This window comes from Marinobacterium stanieri, assembly GCF_900155945.1.
GTDB classification, from domain to species: domain Bacteria; phylum Pseudomonadota; class Gammaproteobacteria; order Pseudomonadales; family Balneatricaceae; genus Marinobacterium; species Marinobacterium stanieri.
In genome coordinates this window covers 48,036-66,918 of sequence record NZ_FTMN01000005.1, presented here as the reverse complement: position 1 = coordinate 66,918, position 18,883 = coordinate 48,036, and the positions used below count along the sequence as shown (strand labels likewise).

Genomic DNA, 18,883 nt, shown 5'->3' with positions numbered 1-18,883 from the left:
CCAGCAACGGAGATAGCAACCGTGGAACTCGAAAACGACAACTACTCGACCCATATTTCGCAGCAGTTCAATGAGGAGCTGGAGAAAATCCGCACTCAGATGCTGACCATGGGTGGCATTGTGGAACGTCAGGTATCCGACGCCGTTGAGGCGCTGCTGAACGGTGATGTGGAGCTGGCGGAACAGTCCCGCCGCATCGACCAGCAGACCAACGAGATGGAACTGATGATCGATGAGCAGTGCACCACTACCATCGCCCGCCGTCAGCCGGCCGCCAGCGACCTGCGCCTGATCGTATCGATCAGCCGTGCCGTGTCTGATCTGGAGCGCATCGGTGACGAAGCGACCCGCATCTGCAAGATGGCGATCGAACTGGCCGACAACGGCGCCAACCAGCGCGGTTTCCAGGAAGTCCGTCATATCGGCAACCTGGTCCGTGACATGGTCAAGGACGTGCTGACCGCCTTCGCCCGCAACGACCTGGAAATGGCGTACCGCGTCGCCAAGCAGGATCGCAGTGTGGACCAGGAATACCGCACCGCCATGCGCTCTCTGGTGACCTACATGATGGAAGATGCCCGTGCCATCTCCAACGTGCTGAACGTCATCTGGGCACTGCGCAGCCTTGAGCGCATTGGTGACCACGCCCGTAACCTGTCCGAGCACCTGATCTATCAGGTCAGCGGCACCGACGTGCGCCACCAGAGCCTGAAGCAGATCAAGGAAACCGTGCGCGAAGAAACGCATGGCGATGACTCTGAGGATGCCGACGAGCAGTAAGCCCGTCGGTGCCGACACAGGCATTCGCGCACAGAGTGCGCTCCCACAAGGGGCTGGCCACCAGCCCTGAGGGAGCGCTTTTTTCCTATTCACCCAGCCTGCTTAATCCTATTTAGGCACCCTTGCCTATACTCTCCCTTCAGCCTCAGCCCTGTGTGGAACCCACTCTGAGAACAATCTTTCCTGCATAAGCTTTTGTGGGAGCCCACTCAGTGAGCGAGCTTTCCTACACTGTGTTGTGCCCACCTCAGCCGGCTATGGGACCGAGCACTATTCGTAATCTATCCTGCACCCTCATGCCCGATTGAAACTGTTGTGAGAGCGCACTCTGTGCGCGACCTGTCCTGCACAATCACACTTGCTACAACCCTGTGTGGGAGCCCACTCTGAAGACGATATTTCCTGCACAAGCTTTTGTGGGAGCCCACTCTGTGTGCGATTTTTCATCGTTATAAACTCTCTCATTTGCGCCGTTTGTGGGAGCTCACTCCGTGAGCGAACCCCAGCAAGATTGCAGCGCTCCCCAGGCAGCAAATCCGCCAAGGTGATACACTCTTGCGCTTTCGATCTCACGGAAGTCTGTACGTGTCTGCCCGCACCGCCCTGATCCAACCCCAGACTGCACATCGCTGGCTCCCCGCCGCCTGCCCACGCAAGGTGCCGCACCACTGGCGCCCCTGGCTGCAGGATGAAGGCTCCCTGACACAACGCCTGACCCGCGCTGCCCAAGGCGAGTTTGCCGTGCGCGTGCTGTCACAGCATTGGGCCTGCCCCAGTGCCGACGAGGCCCGTGCGCTGGGCATGCCGCCACGCCAGATCGCCCTGATCCGCGAAGTGGAGCTGCTGGGCCGCAATGGCGTGCCCTGGGTCTACGCCCGCTCCGTTCTGCCCGCCAGCACCCTGACCGGTCGGGAACGCCGCCTGCGCCTGATCGGCAGCCGCTCGCTGGGCTCGCTGATGTTCCGTGACCCCAGCCTCAGCCGCAGTCCGCTGGTCTCGGCGCCCATGCGCGACGAAAACGGCCAGGGATACTGGGCACGACGCTCGGTGTTCCGCCTGCACAACAAACCCTTGCTGGTGTGTGAGGTTTTTCTACCGGCCATGGAGCACGTACAATACCCGCTCTGATCTTGTGAGCCGGAGTTCCACCGTGGAGATGTCAGCCGAACGTCCATTGAAAGCACGCCTGCAGGCCTATGTTCACCTGATGCGGGCAGACAAGCCGATCGGCACCTACCTGCTGCTCTGGCCCACGCTCTGGGCGCTGTGGATCGCCGCTGAAGGTCTGCCACCGCTGCACCTGCTGCTGATTTTCTGTCTGGGCGTATTCCTGACCCGCTCTGCCGGCTGTGTTATCAACGATTTTGCCGACCGCCACATCGATGGCCACGTCAAACGTACCCACCAACGCCCCCTGCCCTCGGGCCGGGTGACAGAGCGTGAAGCAATCTGGCTGTTTGTCGGCCTGATGCTGGCGTCCTTTGTACTGGTGCTGTTTACCAATACGATGACCATCCTGATGTCCTTTGGCGGGCTGGCACTGGCGTTCGTCTATCCGTTCATGAAACGCTATACCCACCTGCCGCAGGTGGTGCTGGGGGCTGCCTTTGGCTGGGCCATTCCCATGGCCTTTACCGCCGTACAGGAACAGCTGCCGCTGACCGCCTGGCTGTTGTACGCCGCCAAGCTGCTCTGGACCGTGGCCTACGACACCCAGTACGCCATGGTGGACCGGGATGACGACCTCAAAATTGGGGTGAAATCCACCGCCGTACTCTTCGGGCGTCTGGACAAACTGATGGTAGGGCTACTGCAACTGGCCGCGCTGGGCCTGCTGCTGTGGGTGGGCGCCATCGAGCAGCTGGGGATCTGGTTCCATCTGGGACTGGTCGTGGCGCTGGGCTTCTTCATCTTCCAGCAGTGGCTGATTCGCCATCGCGAACGCATGCCCTGCTTCCGCGCCTTCCTCAACAACCACTATGCCGAGCTGGCAGTACTGGTGGGCCTGGCGGCAGACTACGCATTGTAATAAGAGCGTGACTGGACAAAAACCGGATTTGTCATATTAATGTAACCGAAACGTCTTGTAATACTAGCCTCCGATAACTTCTGTAAATGAGGCAGAAACGATGTCTGCATCAAAACGCGTACTGATCGTCGACGACGAAGCGCCGATCCGCGAAATGATTGCCGTGGCCCTGGAAATGGCCGGTTACGAATGTTCCGAAGCCGACAATGCTCAGGATGCGCACGCCCAGATCATCGACCAAAAGCCTGATATGGTTCTGCTGGACTGGATGATGCCCGGCACCACCGGTGTCGAGTTTGCCCGCCGTCTGCGCAAGGAAGAGGTGACCGCGGATATCCCGATCATCATGCTGACTGCCAAGACCGACGAAGACAACAAGATCCAGGGCCTGGAGACGGGTGTCGATGACTACATCACCAAACCCTTTTCCCCGCGTGAGCTGGTTGCACGCCTCAAGGCGGTTCTGCGCCGCACTACGCCCAAGGGTGTTGAAGAGCCGGTCACCGTTGATGGCCTGACTCTGGACCCGGTGTCACACCGCGTCACGGCTGACGAAGCACCGTTGGAGCTGGGGCCGACCGAGTTCCGCCTGCTGCAGTTCTTCATGACCCACCCGGACCGCGCCTATTCCCGCAGCCAGTTGCTGGACATGGTCTGGGGCGGTAATGTCTACGTCGAAGAACGCACCGTCGACGTGCATATCCGCCGTCTGCGCAAGGCACTGGGCAGCCGCCACGACTATCTGGTACAAACGGTCCGTGGCACCGGCTACCGTTTCTCGGCACAGGTCGCCTGATACCTGTGCACCGTTGATTTTCCACCGGATGGAGCCCGCTTATGCATGTATCTCGACATGCAATGCTGATCAACCTGTTGCTGTGTGCGCTGGCTTCGCTGGCGCTGGGCGCTCTGTTTGGTTATCCCATGGCCGGCCTGGCCGTGGGCCTGTTGGTTCGCAGCATTTACCACGCTCAACGTTTCAGCCAGCTTAGCGAATGGTTACAACGCGAAGATGGCTCGGAGCCGCCGGAGGCCAAGGGTGCCTGGGGCGATCTTTTTGATGAATTGGCTCGCACCCAGAAGCGTGGCCGCTCCCGCGAACAGTACCTGCGCGGCATTATCTCCCGTTTCCAGCAATCCTCCGCCGCCCTGACAGATGCCATTGTCATCGTCGACAACCAGAACAATCTGGAATGGTGGAACCGCTCCGCCGACCGTTTACTGGGTCTTCGCGCCGCCTCTGACCGTGGCAAACCGCTGATGAACCTGCTGCGTGACCCGCGTTTTGTCCGTTACTACCGCAAGGGGCACTATCAGGAACCTCTGGAGCTGCCGTCACCGGTCAATGGCGATATCCGTCTGCAATACCAGATCAGTCACTTCGGTGAAGGCGACCGCCTGCTGGTGGCCCGCGACATCACCCGTCTGGTGCGTCTGGAACAGACCCGTCAGGACTTCGTCGCCAACGCCTCTCACGAACTGCGTACCCCGCTGACGGTGATTCGCGGCTACCTTGAGACCTTCCTGGATCAGGACCTGCCCCGTCCCTTGGCGCGCGGCATGAACCAGATGCAGCAGCAGGCACGCCGCATGGAAAGCCTGGTCACTGATCTATTGCTGTTGTCGCGATTGGAGGCCAGCCAGCACATCAGCGATGAGCACCCGATTTTCGTGCAGTCACTGATCCGCCAGATGCATGAAGATGCCCAGGCGCTGTCCATGGACCGTGGCCATTCGTTTGTGGTGGAAGTGGATTCAAATTACGACCTGCTGGGGCAGGAAAACGAGCTGCAGAGCGCCTTTTCCAATCTGGTGTTCAATGCGGTGCGCTATACACCGGATAACGGCACCATCACCCTGCGCTGGTGGGCCGATACGGAGGGCGGGCACTTCTCTGTCACCGACGATGGCATCGGTATAGAGCCCATGCATATCCCGCGTTTGACCGAACGTTTCTACCGTATCGATGAAAGCCGCTCATCGGCCAGCGGGGGCACTGGCCTGGGGCTGGCCATCGTTAAGCACGTGCTGGTACGCCATGATGGCCACCTCACCATCGACAGTACACCGGGCGAGGGCAGCACCTTTACCTGCCACTTCCCGCCCGACATGGTGGTACCGGTCAGGGACGCGGATTAATTCCGCACGTCCCTGAGCTCACGGCTCTCGCCAGCGTACTCTTCAACCCAATACAGGGTGGCACCGATAACCGCTGCCGGCATCACGAACAGGTTGAGCACCGGTATCAGCATGCCCACCTGCACCAGCGCACCAAAGCCCACTGAGGTGACGCGCTTGGCTTTCATCAGCTGACGCATCTGCGGGAAGCTCACCTTGTTGTTATCCATCGGGTAGTCACAGTACTGGATCGACATCATCCAGGCCCCAAACAGGAACCAGAGCAGTGGTGCCATCAGGTTGACCACCGGAATAAAGGTGATGACCAGAATCAGCAGAAAGCGTGGCAGGTAATAGGCCAGCTTCTGCAGCTCTCGCTGCAGTGAACGGGGGATCATGGCCAGCACTTCCATCCAGCCTTCATCGGTGATGGGATCACCGCGCAGGCGCTTTTCGACCTTTTCCGACAGGAAGCCGTTAAAGGGCGCCGCAATCAGGTTGGCCACAATGGAGAAGCCATAATAGACCCCGACCAGCACCAGCAGGGCGAACAGTGGCCAAAACAGCCAGTACAGGAAGTCCAGCCAATCCGGCACAAAACCGAGCCAATAATCAATGAGTACGCTAAACTGGTCTACCAATAACCAGATGGCCCCGATAAACAGCAACACGTTCACCACCAGCGGCACCAGCACAAAACGGCGCAAGCCGGGCTGGGGCAACATGGCCGCTCCGCGCAGCAGGTAACTGGCGCCACGTACAGGGTTTCCTTTCATCTTTCCTCCTCAACGAAAGTTTGCCAGGTCAGGCCAGATCCATTTACTCTTGCAGCATGACAACTGAATGACCGGCCCTGCCCGCAGGCAGGCCAACAAGACCGGAGAGGTTAACATGAAAGCCATTCGCATCCATGACTTTGGCGGCCCTGAGCAGTTGCGCCTTGAGGAGATCGACTGCCCAGCGCCGGGGCCCGGTGAAGTGTTGATTCACAACCGTGCCGCCGGGGTCAATCCGATCGACTGGAAAACCTGTTCCGGCGGTGGCGCCAGCAGTTTTATCGACGCCCTGCCCTTCTGCCCCGGCTGGGAGTTTGCCGGCAGCGTGGAAGCCCTCGGAGAGGGTGTGGAGCAGTTTCGCGCAGGTGACGAAGTGCTGGGCTTTATCAAGTTCCCGCATCCGGCCAGCTGCTATGCCGAATACCTGATCGCACCTGCCGACCAGGTTTGCCTGCGTCCGGCGGCGCTGGACCCGGTGTCAGCGGCGGGTCTTGGCCTGGCTGGCCTGACGGCCTGGCAGGCCCTGTTTGAAGCGGGCGAACTCAAATCCGGCCAGACCGTTCTGGTACTGGCGGCAGCCGGCGGGGTCGGCCACCTGGCGGCGCAGCTGGCAAAGTGGAAAGGCGCTCACCTGATCGGCACCGCATCCGGCACCAACAAGGCATTCCTGCAAAGCCTGGGCTGTGACGATGTCATTGATTACACCCGCCAGCAGGTGGAAAACCTGATCCATGATGCCGATCTGATCATCGATGGTGTGGGAGGCGAGGCCGCGATCAAGGCGCTGGAATGCCTCAATCCGCATGGCCGTATGGTGACACTGCCCTCGGTAACGGCAGCCGAAGTGATTGCAGCCGGCGAAGCCAAGGGACTGAAAGTCAGTGGTATCCGGGCCCGCCCCGATGCCGCACAGCTGCATGAGCTGGCTATGCTGGCATCCAGCGGCAAGGTCATGTTGAACATCTCGGACAGCCTGCCACTGGATCAGGCCGCCGAGGCACACCGCCTCAGTGCCCAGGGCCACATCCGCGGCAAACTGGTGTTATCCGTCCGCTGATGCAGGTGCGGCCGCGTCGCTGGCGTCGGCCGCTTTACCATCCGAGCAGAACAGCTGCTGCTGACGCATCAACAAACGGCAGCCTTCACCCCGAATGTTACGATCCCAGCAGGCATACTTGGCCCAGCTCTTGTCATCTTCGGTGGGCTCTTCCCGAAATGCGGGCACACCCTCGCAAAAGTTCTCGGTCGCGGCGGCCGTTTCCAGGCAGGCATTGAGGAAACGCCCATGATTGACGGTGCACTGAAAACCGGTGCAGCCATCAAAGTCATTCAGCGCCTTGTCCAGACAGGCCGCCTGAGCATTCTCACGCCCAAAGTCCAGGCCATCGTTGCGCCAGGTCGCCGCCAGCTCTTCCCGTTCGGCGTTAAAATCGGCCAGCCATTCCGCCTTGGCTTCCACCCACCAGGCCGGCTGCACCTGCCACAAAAACACACCCACCAGCGTTGGAATCAGCACCAGCGCCAGAATAATTTTTTTCAGCATTGAAAACTCCGTTTTAACGGCGACGGTATAGGCCGGCGATACACATGAACAGCCCCACCACCGACAGCAGCATGCCGCCGTTCACCCACAGGGGGTGACGCACCATAAAGGGTACAAAGGGATGGCTGGCACCTGCGGCATCGCATTCGGCCAGCTCATAATTCCAGGAGCCGCCCTGATCCAGACAGGCATCGGCCAGAGACAGGTCGTACATGTACCCGCCCATCAACAGTACCGCCGGTACTACCAGTAAAATCAGTCCCAGTTTGAGCATGTTCAGTCTTCGTCGCTGATACCGATGTTACTGACACCCTCGTTACGTGCCAGTTCACGCAGTGACGAGACAAACTCGGCTGTGGGTGTTTTCTGGCCCCGCAGGCGCTCGATCACTTCTTCACGGAAGTCATCTTCGGCCAGCATGAGATCATGGGTATTGATCAGTTTGACCAGTTCTTCATCCGACAGCTGGTCATCCCCTTCAGTGACTTCCAGGAAGGTGGCTACACACTCGCGGGAGAGCTGACCAATACTGGTTGCAGCCGTCAGGTCCTTCTCCAGAATGCAGCTCAGCGTTGCGTTAAGGGCGACCACGGCATCCAGTGCCGGCAAGGCACCGTACATGTCGAACTCTTCCAGGTCCGGCATATTGGCTTCTACGGCTTCCTGCTGCACCTCGAAGTTCATTTTGCCGGCACGCCCGGTCAGGCTGTCCCAGACACCGTCCAGCACCTGACGCAGCTTGGCGGCATCACCGAACTCCACCAAACGCGAAAAGAGTGCGAAGTTGGGGTACATGCGCTCGGTCAGTGCCGCCGAGAAAGCGGTCAGCTGCCAGGGCTCAAACGTCTCCAGTTCGGGCTCCAGGTTCAGCAGTTCGGTCATGGGAAATCTCCACTTGGTGTCTGTATGTGCATTGTACGGCTTTGACGCCGCAAGCAGTAGGGGCCTGGCTGCTGACCCCTGAGTTATACCTGATATACTCAGGCGCGATTATTCATTTCGATAACGAGAAGAACAATGAGTCAACCCCATCCCGTGACGGGCCTGATTCGGTTTCTGGACGGATTCAGCGAATGGACCGGCCGCCTGATCGCCTGGCTGACCTTACTCATGGTCATTGCGACCTTTGTTGTCGTGGTTATGCGCTATGTATTTGAGCAGGGCAATATCGCGCTGCAGGAATCAGTTGTCTACATGCACAGCTTCGTGTTCCTGCTGGGTGCCGCCTACACCCTCAAACACGATGGCCATGTCCGCGTCGATATTATCTACCGCCCGCTGAGCGAAAAGGGCAAAGCCTGGATTAACCTCTTCGGCACCCTCTTCCTGCTGCTGCCGGTGTGCATCTTCCTGTTCTGGATCTCCTGGGAGTATGTTGCAACTTCCTGGGAATTGAAGGAAGGCTCTCAGGAGGCCGGTGGCCTGGCCTACCGCTATATCCTCAAGACAGCCCTGCTGGCCATGCCGGCCATGATGATCCTGCAGGCCATTGCCGAGCTGCTGCGCAGCCTGATGGTCCTCGCGGGTAAAAGCCACCTGCCGCCTGCCGAAGAGGAGCACGCCCTGTGATTGAGTTTTTGCCCCTGCTGCTCTTTGTCGGTGCGGTGGTTGTCCTGTTGATGGGTTACTCCGTCGCCTTTTCACTGGCCGGTACCGGCCTGCTGTTTGCCGCTATCGGTGCCATGACCGGGCACTTCGACAGTGTATTCCTTGAAGCGGTGCCCAACCGTATTTTCAGCGTGATGAACAACGAGACGCTGATCGCCGTGCCCCTGTTCGTGTTCATGGGCGTGATGCTGGAAAAATCCCGTATCGCCGAAGAACTGCTGGACACCATGGCTGCGCTGTTCGGCTCCATGCGTGGCGGCCTGGGTATCTCGGTGACCCTGGTCGGCATGCTGCTGGCGGCCAGTACCGGTATCGTCGGTGCGACCGTGGTCACCATGGGCCTGCTGTCACTGCCCACCATGCTCAAGCGCGGCTATGACCCGGCGGTCGCCACCGGCACCATCTGTGCTTCGGGTACTCTGGGCCAGATTATTCCGCCCTCCATCGTGCTGGTGCTGCTGGGCGACGTTATCTCCAACGCCTATCAGCAGTCACAAATCGACCAGGGTATCTTCTCGCCGGAAACCGTCACCGTAGGTGATCTCTTCCTCGGCGCACTGATTCCGGGCCTGCTGCTGGTCGCGGCTTACATCGCCTACATGGTGTTTGTCGCCATCACCCGTCCTCAGGCGGTGCCGGCCATTCCCGAAGAGGAGCTGAACCAGATCACCAACCTGTGGCTGCGAGCCCTCAAGGCACTGGTTCCACCGGTGGTACTGATCGGTCTGGTACTGGGCTCCATTCTGGGCGGCTTCGCCACCCCCACCGAAGCCGCCTCTGTCGGCGCTGTGGGTGCCATTGGCCTGGCCGTGATGCGTCGCGCCTTTAACCTGAAAACACTGAACGAGGTGATGCGCTCGACCACCCAGGTCAGCTCCATGGTGTTCATCATTCTGGTGGGTGCATCCATCTTCTCGCTGGTGTTCCGCGGTTACGGTGGTGACGATCTGGTGCGCGACTTCCTGCATGACCTGCCCGGTGGTGTCGTGGGTGCCATGGCCATCGTCATGCTGATCGTATTCCTGCTGGGTTTCTTCCTCGACTTCATCGAAATCACCTTTGTGGTGGTGCCGATTGTCGCGCCCATTCTGCTCAGTATGGGGCTGGACCCGGTCTGGCTCGGCGTGATGCTAGCGATCAACCTGCAGACCTCGTTCCTCACGCCGCCATTCGGCTTTGCGCTCTTCTATCTGCGCGGGGTAGCACCGGCGCATGTGTCGACCACGCAGATCTACAAGGGCGTAGTGCCGTTCATCCTGATCCAGCTGCTGGTACTGGGATTGCTGGCCTGGCAGACCGGCCTGGCCACCTGGCTGCCGGAGCTGGTGTACGGCTAGGGAGATATATTTTAGGAATATATCGGGGTTTACAAAGACAGGGGGCTGAACCAAGCTGTTAGCGACCGGATGTGAAGTACAAGCATGCAACTCACGAAAGGATTATGCGCATGTCGGCTCAAGAGCCATTTGTATTCCAGCCGGAGCAGGCCCCCGCTGCTGCCGCAAAGCCCTGGAAGGTATTGAGTGTCGAGGATGACGCCGGCTACCAGGCTTCACTGGTTCATGCCCTGTCGCTGATCCAGGTTGACGGGCGCTCGCTCCAGGTATTAAAAGCGCGCTCAGCACTTGAAGCGGCGCGTCTGCTGCCTGAGTACCCCGATATCAGCATTGTTCTGCTCGATGTGGTCATGGAGCAGGACGATGCCGGCCTGCGTCTTGTTAACACCATCCGCAATGTCATCCGCAACAGCCAGGTACGTATCGTACTGCTCACCGGTCAGCCCGGCATGGCGCCCCGCCCTGACGTACTCAAGCACTATGATATCGACGATTACTGGTGCAAATCCGACCTGACCCACGAGCATCTTACGTCTGTCATCACCGGCAATCTACGCACCTGGGAGCGCACCTCTCAACTGGAGAATGCGCGCAGGGGGTTACAACAGATCGTTACGGCCTCACAGGCACTGAGCCAGCTTCGCAGCCTTAAGCCGTACTTGAGTGCGCTGTTGGATCAACTGGAGCTGCTGCTGCCCAGCCTGGATGGCGGTCTGATCTGCCACAGCCTCTCAGGCACCCGCCTGCCGGAGGACATGGAAATCCTGGCCAGCAAGGGCAACTATTCAGCTCAGGGGCCTGTCTCACTCCAGCCTTACCTGCAGTCAGAACCGATGCTGGCAGACCTGATACGCCAGGCATGCTTACAGGGCCGTCATCAGCAACAGGGCGCCCTCTCCGTTCTGTTGTTCAGTAAGGCTGACACACCACCCGGCTGCTACCTAGCCGTGCTGAAAACCCAGCAGCCGCTATCGGCAGCCGAGCAGAACCTGTTGGATGTTTTCTGTGAAAACATCGGTACCGGGCTCACCAACCTGTCGCTCTATGACCAGCTGAGCCATCTGGCCTATCAGGACCCTCAACTGGGCATGGCCAACCGGAATGCGCTCAAGCAGACCCTCAGGGAACTGCCCGCGCAGGCACGCAGCGAACATACGCTGATTGTTATCAAGCTGAACGAACTCAACGAAGCTACTCTCAATTTTGGCGAACTGTTCAGCGACAGCGTTTTGCGCAGCATGGCCGACCGACTGGCGACCGAGCTCAAGGCACTTCAGCTGTTGGCACGCATCGACCGCAACAGTTTTGCACTGCTGCTGCCCAGCCAGTCAGCACCGTCCACTGAGGCGCTGAACCAACTGCTGGACGCACCGGTCCTCATTGATGACAGCGAACACCTGATTCCGGCACGGGCACTGCAGCTGCCGCTATCCGTCTGTGACGCCCATACCCCGGAACAGATCCTGCGTCTTGCCGAGCTTTCACTGGATACCCGCCGTCACGCACGAGAAAGTCTGCTGATGTACGATGGCGTGCAGGAACAGCAGATGCGCGAACGCTACCAACTGCTGCTGAATCTGCGCAGAGCCCTCAAATACGATCAACTCAGCATTGCTCTGCAGCCCAAGATAGCCCTGGCGACCGGGCACCTGGCCGGTTTTGAAGCGCTGGTACGCTGGCAACAGGCTGATGGCTCTTATATCCCCCCCGACCAGTTCATTCCGGTCGCCGAATCGGCTGGTCTGATCAGCGAGCTGGATTTGAGCGTGTTGGCGAAAACACTGGACGCCAGCCGGCAGCTGCGACAGCAAGGCATCGACCTTCCCATCGCTTTCAATACCTGCTCCATTGATCTGCTAAGACCCGGCTATTTCGACGAAATGCTGACGCTGATCAGGACATCCGGCGTGCCTTTCAACCGGCTGGAACTGGAAGTCACTGAAACCCAGGCCATGGCCGAATACGAGGTGATTTCAAAGCAGATGCGTCAGCTGCTGGATGCCGGCATGGGCGTCAGCATTGATGACTTCGGCACCGGCTACTCCTCGCTTGCCCATATCACTGACCTGGCAGCCTCAGTGCTCAAAATTGATCGCACCTTCATTGCCCGCATGGAAACCTCGCCCAAAGCACAACACCTGGTCGATATGATCCTGCGCATGAGCGCCTTTTTCGGCTTCCAGGTTGTTGCCGAAGGCATCGAAACCGAAAGCCAGCGCCAATACCTCGCCAGCCGAGGCTGCCAGCTGGGCCAGGGCTATCTGTTTGCCCGCCCCATGCCACCCGAGAAGGCACTTGCCTGGGCACTCGGTCACCCCCGGGCACCAGACTAGACACGCACCAAAATCGTGCAAGTATTTGCACCCATTTATTGCACAGCGTGCAAAAGGGGCAAACACTGTCTATAAATAACGACTAGAAGAAGCAAACACAGGTATCCATCAACAATAGACATTACTGGAAAACAAGGTACCCCCGATGCCAAGGAACCAACTGTTTCAGTTCAAGGCCAGCAGCCAGTCACCACCCGAACATTCGGTGCGGCCCTGGAAAGTCCTCAGTGTAGAAGACGATGGCGGCTACCAGTCTTCCCTGTGCCACGCCCTGTCGACACTCAGAGTCGAGCAGCGCCCTGTTGAAGTATTAAAGGCGCGCTCAGCCATGGAGGCCGCCCGCATCCTGCCTGACCACCCTGATATCAGCGTTATTCTGCTGGATGTGGTGATGGAGGACGATGATGCCGGCTTGAAACTGGTGGGTACCATTCGCGAGACCATTGGCAATCACCTGGTGCGGATCGTGCTGCTGACCGGCCAGCCTGGCATGGCCCCCCGCACCGATGTCATGAGCCATCTCGATATTGATGACTACTGGTGCAAATCCGAACTGGACCACGACCATCTGATCTCCATCCTCAACGGCAACATCCGTACCTGGGAGCGTGCACGCCAGCTGGAGAAGGCGCGGCAGGGCCTGCAAATTCTGATTGAAGCCTCGCAGTCACTCAGCCGCCAGCGCGACCTGCATCAATACACACAAGCCGTGTTGATGCATCTGAGCATTCTTTTGGATGTGGAAGAAGGCGGCATTGTCTGTGCCCTGCAACCGGCCGGAGGCGACCTGGAAAGCTCCCGCATTGTTGCGGCCACCGGCAGTTTTGGCAGCCTGAGCAACTACACGCTGCATCAGCTTAGAGACCCGGATATGCGCCGCTCTCTGACACAGGCCCTGGAGACCCATCAGCATGTTTTTGCCCCTACCCACACTCTGCTCAACTTCGCTCAGTCAGACCTGAACGACAGTCATTATCTGGTACTGATCAAAACAGGCCGCCAGTTGGAACAGTCCGAAATCAACCTGCTGGAAGTGTTCTGCGAGAACATCGACAGCGGCTTCCGTAACCTGTCGCTCTACAAACGGCTGAACAAGCTCGCCTATCAGGACCCCTTGCTGGATATCCCCAACCGCAACTACCTGAAACGGGTGATTCGGGACCTGAGTCAGGCCGAAGCAGAGCAACATCAGCTGCTGGCTGTGAAACTGCACGAACTGAATGAAGCTGCTCTGGTATTTGGTGAATCCTTCTGTGACAAGGTGCTGAGCGCACTGATCGAACGTCTCCGCGCCCTGTCCACTCATCCCACGCTCATCGCCCGACTGGATCGATACGATTTTGCGCTGCTCGCCCCCATCGACAGCTTTACCTCCGAACTGCCGGAAACATTGCAGGCGCCCCTGATTATTGAGGGTGCAACCCACCGTATTCAGCATATCGCCGCCCTGGTGAAACTGAGCGACTGCCCGGGGTGTCCTCCCGAGCAGCTGCTGCGCCTGGGCGAGCTGTCAGTCGCGTCCGCCGCACGGGATGGCAAACGTTTTGCCTTCTATAACCCGGGCCAGGAACAGTCCGTGCGGAAACGCCAGACCCTGCTCGACAAACTCAAATCAGCACTGGAAAACCAGGCCTTCAGCCTGGCCCTGCAGCCCAAAGTCTGCCTCAAAAGCGGGCAACTGAAAGGCTTTGAAGCGCTGGCGCGCTGGACCACCGACGACGGCTCAAGTGTATCACCGGGGGTATTTGTGCCTTTGGCCGAAACCGCCGGCCTGATTACCGAACTGGACCTTCAGGTACTCGACATGACACTGGACGTGATTCAACAGCTGATTGCCCAGGACACACCCTTACCCGTTGCTTTCAACACCTCGACACTGGACCTTTTGAATACCAGCTATATGGAGGTCCTGCTGACTCGCATTGAGCAATCCGGGATTGAACACCACCTTCTGGATATGGAAATCACCGAAACCCAGGTGATGGAAGAATATGAGCAGACGGCAGAGCAGCTGGCGCTTCTGCGCCAGCTGGGCATTGGCATCAGCATTGATGACTTCGGTACCGGTTATTCATCACTGGCACACATCACGGACCTGCCCGCCAGCACGCTGAAAATTGACCAGACCTTCGTCAGGCGTCTGGGCGAATCGGAAGAAGCCACGCACGTGGTCGAGATGATTCTGCGCCTGAGTGAGCGTTTCGGCTTTGACGTGGTCGCCGAGGGAATCGAGACCCGGCAACAACTGCAACTGCTGCAGGCCAGGGGTTGTCAGCTGGGCCAGGGCTATCTGTTTGCCCGCCCCATGCCGGTTGCAGAGGCATTGCAGTGGGCACAAGAGCACCATCGCACCAGCCTGTTTCAGCACAACTGACAGCCTGCCATGAAACCACAGCTGCGCAGGCGTTTTCTTATCTGGCTGGTGCTGTTCCTGCCGTTGGTGCTGATCACAACCACCTCGGCCTGGCTTGCCTATACCGAGCTCTATGCCCTCAAATTACAGCCCGCCATCAGTGCGCAAACGGCCCTGATTGATCGCCTCAGCAGTCGTATTCACCGCGAGCTGGGGTATCTGGGCCAGCTCACCCGCATGCTGCGCAGCAGTATCGCGCTGGAAGAGGCCCTGGCCGGAGACCGACCGCCCAACAAACGGCTGCTGGCCCGGCACTTTACCCGCTTCAGCGATACCTCGGGGTTGATTGCACAAGTGCGCTGGCTGGACCAGTACGGGCAGGAGCAGGTCAGGGTTAACCTGACGCCAAACGGCGCCCAACGTACGCCAGAATCAGAACTGCAGAACAAATCCAGCCGCTACTATTTCCGTGATGCACTCAAGCTGGCACCCGGAGAGTTGTATTTCTCACCACTGGATCTCAACATCGAGCATGGCGTGCTGGTCATGCCTCTCGAGCCGACTCTGCGCACCGCCATGCGCACTTCGCGGGCATCCGGCCTGCATGCGGGGGTGCTGGTAATCAACTTTTCCCTGTCCGGTCTGTTCAACGAGTTGCGTGCCCTGCAGACAAAAAACCAGCGGCTGGAACTGGTGAATCAGGATGGCTACTGGCTACTCCACCCTGACCCCGCCCGGGAATGGGGACATGTTCTCGGCCAGGACAGGCTTACACTGGCCCACACAGCCCCTCGTATATGGCAGCAGGTGCAACAGCAGGCCAGTCGCAGGGGCGTGTTGTCGGAAAACCGTATCTGGAGCCATAGCCGCATTGAGCCACTGCAATCCGAGGATCGCCATTGGCACCTGATCCTGTCCGGTAATGCCAACCAGCTGGCTGGTATACGCTATCAGATCCTTATGCCAACCCTGGCAGTCAGCGCACTGGTTCTGCTGATTGGCGGTGCATTTTTATGGCGTGTAGCCCGTGGGGAAGAGAGCAGACTGACCCTGCTGCAGGAATTGAAAGCAGAACAGGAAGAGCTGCGCCAGACCAACCGGCAACTCAGCGAATCACTGGAGCGCCAGCAGCGACTTCAGGACGAACTGGTGGAAACGCGCAAGCTGTCATCCCTGGGGATGATGGTTGCTGGCGTGGCCCATGAGCTGAATACCCCGACAGGCGGCACCCTGGTGACCGTCACCTCCATGGAAGAATCCCTGCATCAACTGGAAGACTCCATCGCGCAGGGGCAACTCACCCAGGGTGAAATGCAGGATTACCTGAAGCATGCCGAGGAGGGGCTGCAGCTGGCCCATCACAACCTCCAGCGTACGGCGGACCTGGTGCGCAGCTTCAAACGCCTGGCCGTTGACCGCAGCCTGGACGAGCCGGTCAACTTCAGCCTGCAAACCTGCGCCGACGACCTGGCCAACAGTTTGCGCCCGCAACTGAAAAAATGTCCCGTTAAGCTCGATATCACCTTGCCGGAGTGCCAGCTGTTCAGCCATCCCGGGATACTGTCGCAGGTGTTGCAAAACCTGATCGAAAACGCCCTGCAACATGGCTTTGATACTGACACTCCTGGCAGGATCGAATTGAGAGGACGCTTACTGGAGGGCACAGAACTGGAGATTCAGGTGGAGGACAACGGCCGGGGTATCGAGGCGGAGCGGCTGAATACCCTGTTTGATCCCTTCGTCACCAGTGGCCGCAGCGAGGGCCATACCGGGCTGGGCCTGCACCTGGTGCATCAGTGGATCACCCAAGTGCTGCAAGGCGGCATCAGCATCCATAGCACACCCGGCCGGGGCACCTGTTTCACCCTGCGGCTGCCACTGGATATCAGAGGTCGTCAAACATCCCCTTGAGGCTGTTCAGGGTGGCACGCCCCCGGGCGCGGTTCTGCTCGGGTCGATCATCACCGCGTCCTTCGTGTTCCAGATCGTCCGCCGGCAGCTCATCGAGAAAACGGCTGGGCATGCATTCCTGCCATTCACCAAACTGGCGCCGCTGCTTGGCCAGCGTCATGGTCAGGGTCTCCCGGGCACGGGTGATGCCCACATAGGCCAGACGACGCTCTTCTTCGATGGTGTCCATCTCGATGCTGTTACGGTGCGGCAGCAGCTCCTCCTCCATGCCCAGCAGGAACACATGAGGGAACTCCAGGCCCTTGGAGGCATGCAGCGTCATCAGCTGTACCTTGTCGGTATCATCGTCTTCATCCTGCTGGTTCAGCATGTCGAGCAGCACCAGCCGGGCAATCGCTTCCTCAATGCCAGCGTTTTCATCATCCTCCTGCAATCGCTCCAGCGTTTTGCCCAGCGACTCTATCAGGAAATAGACATTCTGCATGCGCTTCTCGGCCACCACATCGCTGGACGCGTTCTGGCGAATCCAGCCGGCGTAATCAATCTCCTCGATCAGGTCGTGAATCGCCGCTATCGGATCGCCCTCACGGCAGCGATTAAACAGCCGGTCGATCATGTCACAGAAACGACGCAAGCGTTCCACGGCCTGCGGCTGCAGCTGCTGCTCCAGTCCCAGCTCGCCACAGGCCTCAAACAGGCTGATCTCACGTGCCGAGGCATACTCACCCAGCTTGTGCAGGGTATTGGGACCGATTTCGCGACGCGGCAAATTGATGATGCGCAGGAAAGCGTTGTCGTCATCACGGTTGATCAGCACCTTGAGATAGCTCATCAGGTCCTTGATCTCGGCCCGGGCAAAAAACGAAGTGCCGCCGTTGAGTTTGTAGGGAATCTGATAGTTCTGCAGCTTCATTTCGATCAGCCGCGACTGGTGGTTGCCACGATAGAGGATGGCAAAATCCTTGAACCCGATGCGCTGACGCAAATGACGGTCCAGAATCTCGGTGGCGATCCGCTCGGCTTCGGCATCGTCGTTACGGGTGTGCAGTACCCGGATGGGGTCACCGTAGCCCATGTCGCTCCAGAGCGTCTTCTCGAACACATGGGGGTTGTTGGCAATCAGGGTATTGGCTGCCTTAAGAATGCGACTGGTCGAGCGGTAGTTCTGCTCCAGCTTGACCACCTTGAGGCTGGGAAAGTCCACCTGCAGCTGGGCCAGGTTCTCCGGCCGCGCACCGCGCCAGGCATAGATCGACTGGTCATCATCCCCCACCACGGTGAGGCCGCCGCGGTGGCCCACCAGCTGCCGCACCAGGCGATACTGCGACAGGTTGGTGTCCTGGTATTCATCCACCAGCAGGTACTGGATACGCCGCTGCCAACGCTCCAGCACATCCGGGTGATCGTTGAACAACTGCACCGGCAACAGAATCAGATCGTCAAAATCGACGGCATTATACGCCCGCAGGTGGCGCTCATAGGCTTCATAGGCGCGGCCGGTGAGAATATCGTCCGGCCCCTGGGCCTGCGCCAGCACGTCATCCGGGGTCAGCATATCGTTCTTCCAGTTGGAGATGCGATGCTGGATATCGTTGAGCAGATCCGTGTCTTCGTCATTCTGCAGCAGCAGGTCGCGCAGCAGGGCCTTGCTGTCCTGGTCGTCAAACAGGGAGAAACCGGACTTCAGGCCCAGATGCTTGCGCTCGCGCCGGATGATCGACAGCCCCAGGTTATGGAAGGTGGATACGGTCAGCCCGCGCCCTTCCTTGCCCTTCAGCAGCTGGCCCACACGCTCTTTCATCTCGCGTGCGGCCTTGTTGGTGAAGGTCACGGCAGCGATGCGGCGGGCCTCAAATCCGGCCTCGTGCACCATCCAGGCGATCTTGCGGGTGATGACACTGGTTTTGCCGGAACCAGCCCCTGCCAATACCAGCAACGGCCCTCCGATGTAGTGCACCGCTTCCCGCTGACGTGGATTTAATTTGCTCATGACACCTCGAAAATATTAAACCCGGCTGTAAAGCTGCCGATAGCCTGATACTGCGTGTGAAGAAACATGGATCGTTTACGCACCTACCGCCAGGTTCAGTACGCC

16 protein-coding genes are annotated in these 18,883 nt (G+C 59.0%); 11 read left to right on the top strand and 5 right to left on the bottom strand.

What is annotated here, in order from left to right; all coding sequences use genetic code 11:
* Window positions 1-21: 21 nt before the first annotated feature.
* The 5 genes from phoU to phoR all read left to right on the top strand — a co-directional run bounded on the left by phoU (window position 22) and on the right by phoR (window position 4,948).
* The gene (gene phoU, locus BW956_RS12140; RefSeq protein WP_076462968.1) at window positions 22-780 is read left to right on the top strand and encodes a phosphate signaling complex protein PhoU; all 759 of its coding nucleotides are present in this window, start codon (window positions 22-24) and stop codon (window positions 778-780) included.
* A 585-nt stretch (window positions 781-1,365) separates the two neighbouring features.
* Window positions 1,366-1,908 carry a chorismate--pyruvate lyase family protein gene (locus tag BW956_RS12135; RefSeq protein WP_076462967.1) on the top strand — a complete coding sequence of 181 codons (543 nt, stop codon included), beginning with the start codon at window positions 1,366-1,368 and terminating at the stop codon, window positions 1,906-1,908.
* Window positions 1,909-1,936: 28 nt separating this feature from the next.
* A complete protein-coding gene (ubiA, locus tag BW956_RS12130) occupies window positions 1,937-2,809 on the top strand; it encodes a 4-hydroxybenzoate octaprenyltransferase (RefSeq protein ID WP_083703070.1) in 873 nt (290 codons plus the stop codon).
* 100 nt (window positions 2,810-2,909) lie between these two features.
* Window positions 2,910-3,605: a phosphate regulon transcriptional regulator PhoB gene (phoB, locus tag BW956_RS12125; protein ID WP_010324553.1), complete on the top strand. Its 696-nt coding sequence runs from the start codon at window positions 2,910-2,912 to the stop codon at window positions 3,603-3,605.
* Window positions 3,606-3,646: 41 nt separating this feature from the next.
* A complete protein-coding gene (phoR, locus tag BW956_RS12120) occupies window positions 3,647-4,948 on the top strand; it encodes a phosphate regulon sensor histidine kinase PhoR (RefSeq protein WP_076462965.1) in 1,302 nt (433 codons plus the stop codon).
* Here phoR and cysZ read toward each other — a convergent pair.
* On the bottom strand, window positions 4,945-5,703 hold the full coding sequence (cysZ, locus tag BW956_RS12115) for a sulfate transporter CysZ (RefSeq protein ID WP_076462964.1): 759 nt from the start codon (window positions 5,701-5,703) through the stop codon (window positions 4,945-4,947). The genes phoR and cysZ overlap by 4 nt on opposite strands.
* A gap of 115 nt (window positions 5,704-5,818) precedes the next feature.
* On the opposite strand from cysZ, the gene BW956_RS12110 reads away from it, so the two are divergent.
* Window positions 5,819-6,760, top strand: a complete 942-nt coding sequence (locus tag BW956_RS12110) for an NADP-dependent oxidoreductase (RefSeq protein WP_076463179.1) — start codon at window positions 5,819-5,821, stop codon at window positions 6,758-6,760.
* Here BW956_RS12110 and BW956_RS12105 read toward each other — a convergent pair.
* From BW956_RS12105 to BW956_RS12095, 3 genes are read right to left on the bottom strand one after another with little or no spacing between them, the layout of a single operon-like run.
* Window positions 6,746-7,246 (bottom strand): hypothetical protein, encoded by a 501-nt coding sequence (locus tag BW956_RS12105; protein ID WP_076462963.1) that lies wholly within the window; start codon window positions 7,244-7,246, stop codon window positions 6,746-6,748. The genes BW956_RS12110 and BW956_RS12105 overlap by 15 nt on opposite strands.
* 13 nt (window positions 7,247-7,259) lie before the next feature.
* On the bottom strand, window positions 7,260-7,520 hold the full coding sequence (locus BW956_RS12100) for a hypothetical protein (RefSeq protein ID WP_010324558.1): 261 nt from the start codon (window positions 7,518-7,520) through the stop codon (window positions 7,260-7,262).
* Window positions 7,521-7,522: 2 nt separating this feature from the next.
* A complete protein-coding gene (locus BW956_RS12095) occupies window positions 7,523-8,128 on the bottom strand; it encodes a YjaG family protein (RefSeq protein WP_076462962.1) in 606 nt (201 codons plus the stop codon).
* 135 nt (window positions 8,129-8,263) lie between these two features.
* Between BW956_RS12095 and BW956_RS12090 the strand changes: the two genes are divergently transcribed.
* The 5 genes from BW956_RS12090 (at window position 8,264) to BW956_RS12070 (ending at window position 16,788) form a co-directional block, all read left to right on the top strand.
* Window positions 8,264-8,815, top strand: a complete 552-nt coding sequence (locus tag BW956_RS12090; RefSeq protein WP_076462961.1) for a TRAP transporter small permease subunit — start codon at window positions 8,264-8,266, stop codon at window positions 8,813-8,815.
* Window positions 8,812-10,191, top strand: coding sequence for a TRAP transporter large permease (locus BW956_RS12085; RefSeq protein ID WP_076462960.1), 1,380 nt, complete (start codon window positions 8,812-8,814; stop codon window positions 10,189-10,191). The genes BW956_RS12090 and BW956_RS12085 overlap by 4 nt, the downstream gene beginning before the upstream one ends.
* Window positions 10,192-10,301: 110 nt before the next feature.
* Entirely contained in the window at window positions 10,302-12,524 is a 2,223-nt protein-coding gene (locus tag BW956_RS12080) for a bifunctional diguanylate cyclase/phosphodiesterase (RefSeq protein ID WP_076462959.1), read from the top strand.
* A 145-nt stretch (window positions 12,525-12,669) separates the two neighbouring features.
* Window positions 12,670-14,898: an EAL domain-containing protein gene (locus tag BW956_RS12075; RefSeq protein WP_076462958.1), complete on the top strand. Its 2,229-nt coding sequence runs from the start codon at window positions 12,670-12,672 to the stop codon at window positions 14,896-14,898.
* A 9-nt stretch (window positions 14,899-14,907) separates the two neighbouring features.
* Window positions 14,908-16,788: a sensor histidine kinase gene (locus BW956_RS12070; RefSeq protein WP_076462957.1), complete on the top strand. Its 1,881-nt coding sequence runs from the start codon at window positions 14,908-14,910 to the stop codon at window positions 16,786-16,788.
* Here the strand turns inward: BW956_RS12070 and rep are convergent.
* A complete protein-coding gene (gene rep / locus BW956_RS12065) occupies window positions 16,763-18,778 on the bottom strand; it encodes a DNA helicase Rep (protein ID WP_076462956.1) in 2,016 nt (671 codons plus the stop codon). The genes BW956_RS12070 and rep overlap by 26 nt on opposite strands.
* Between the last annotated feature and the right edge of the window lie 105 nt (window positions 18,779-18,883).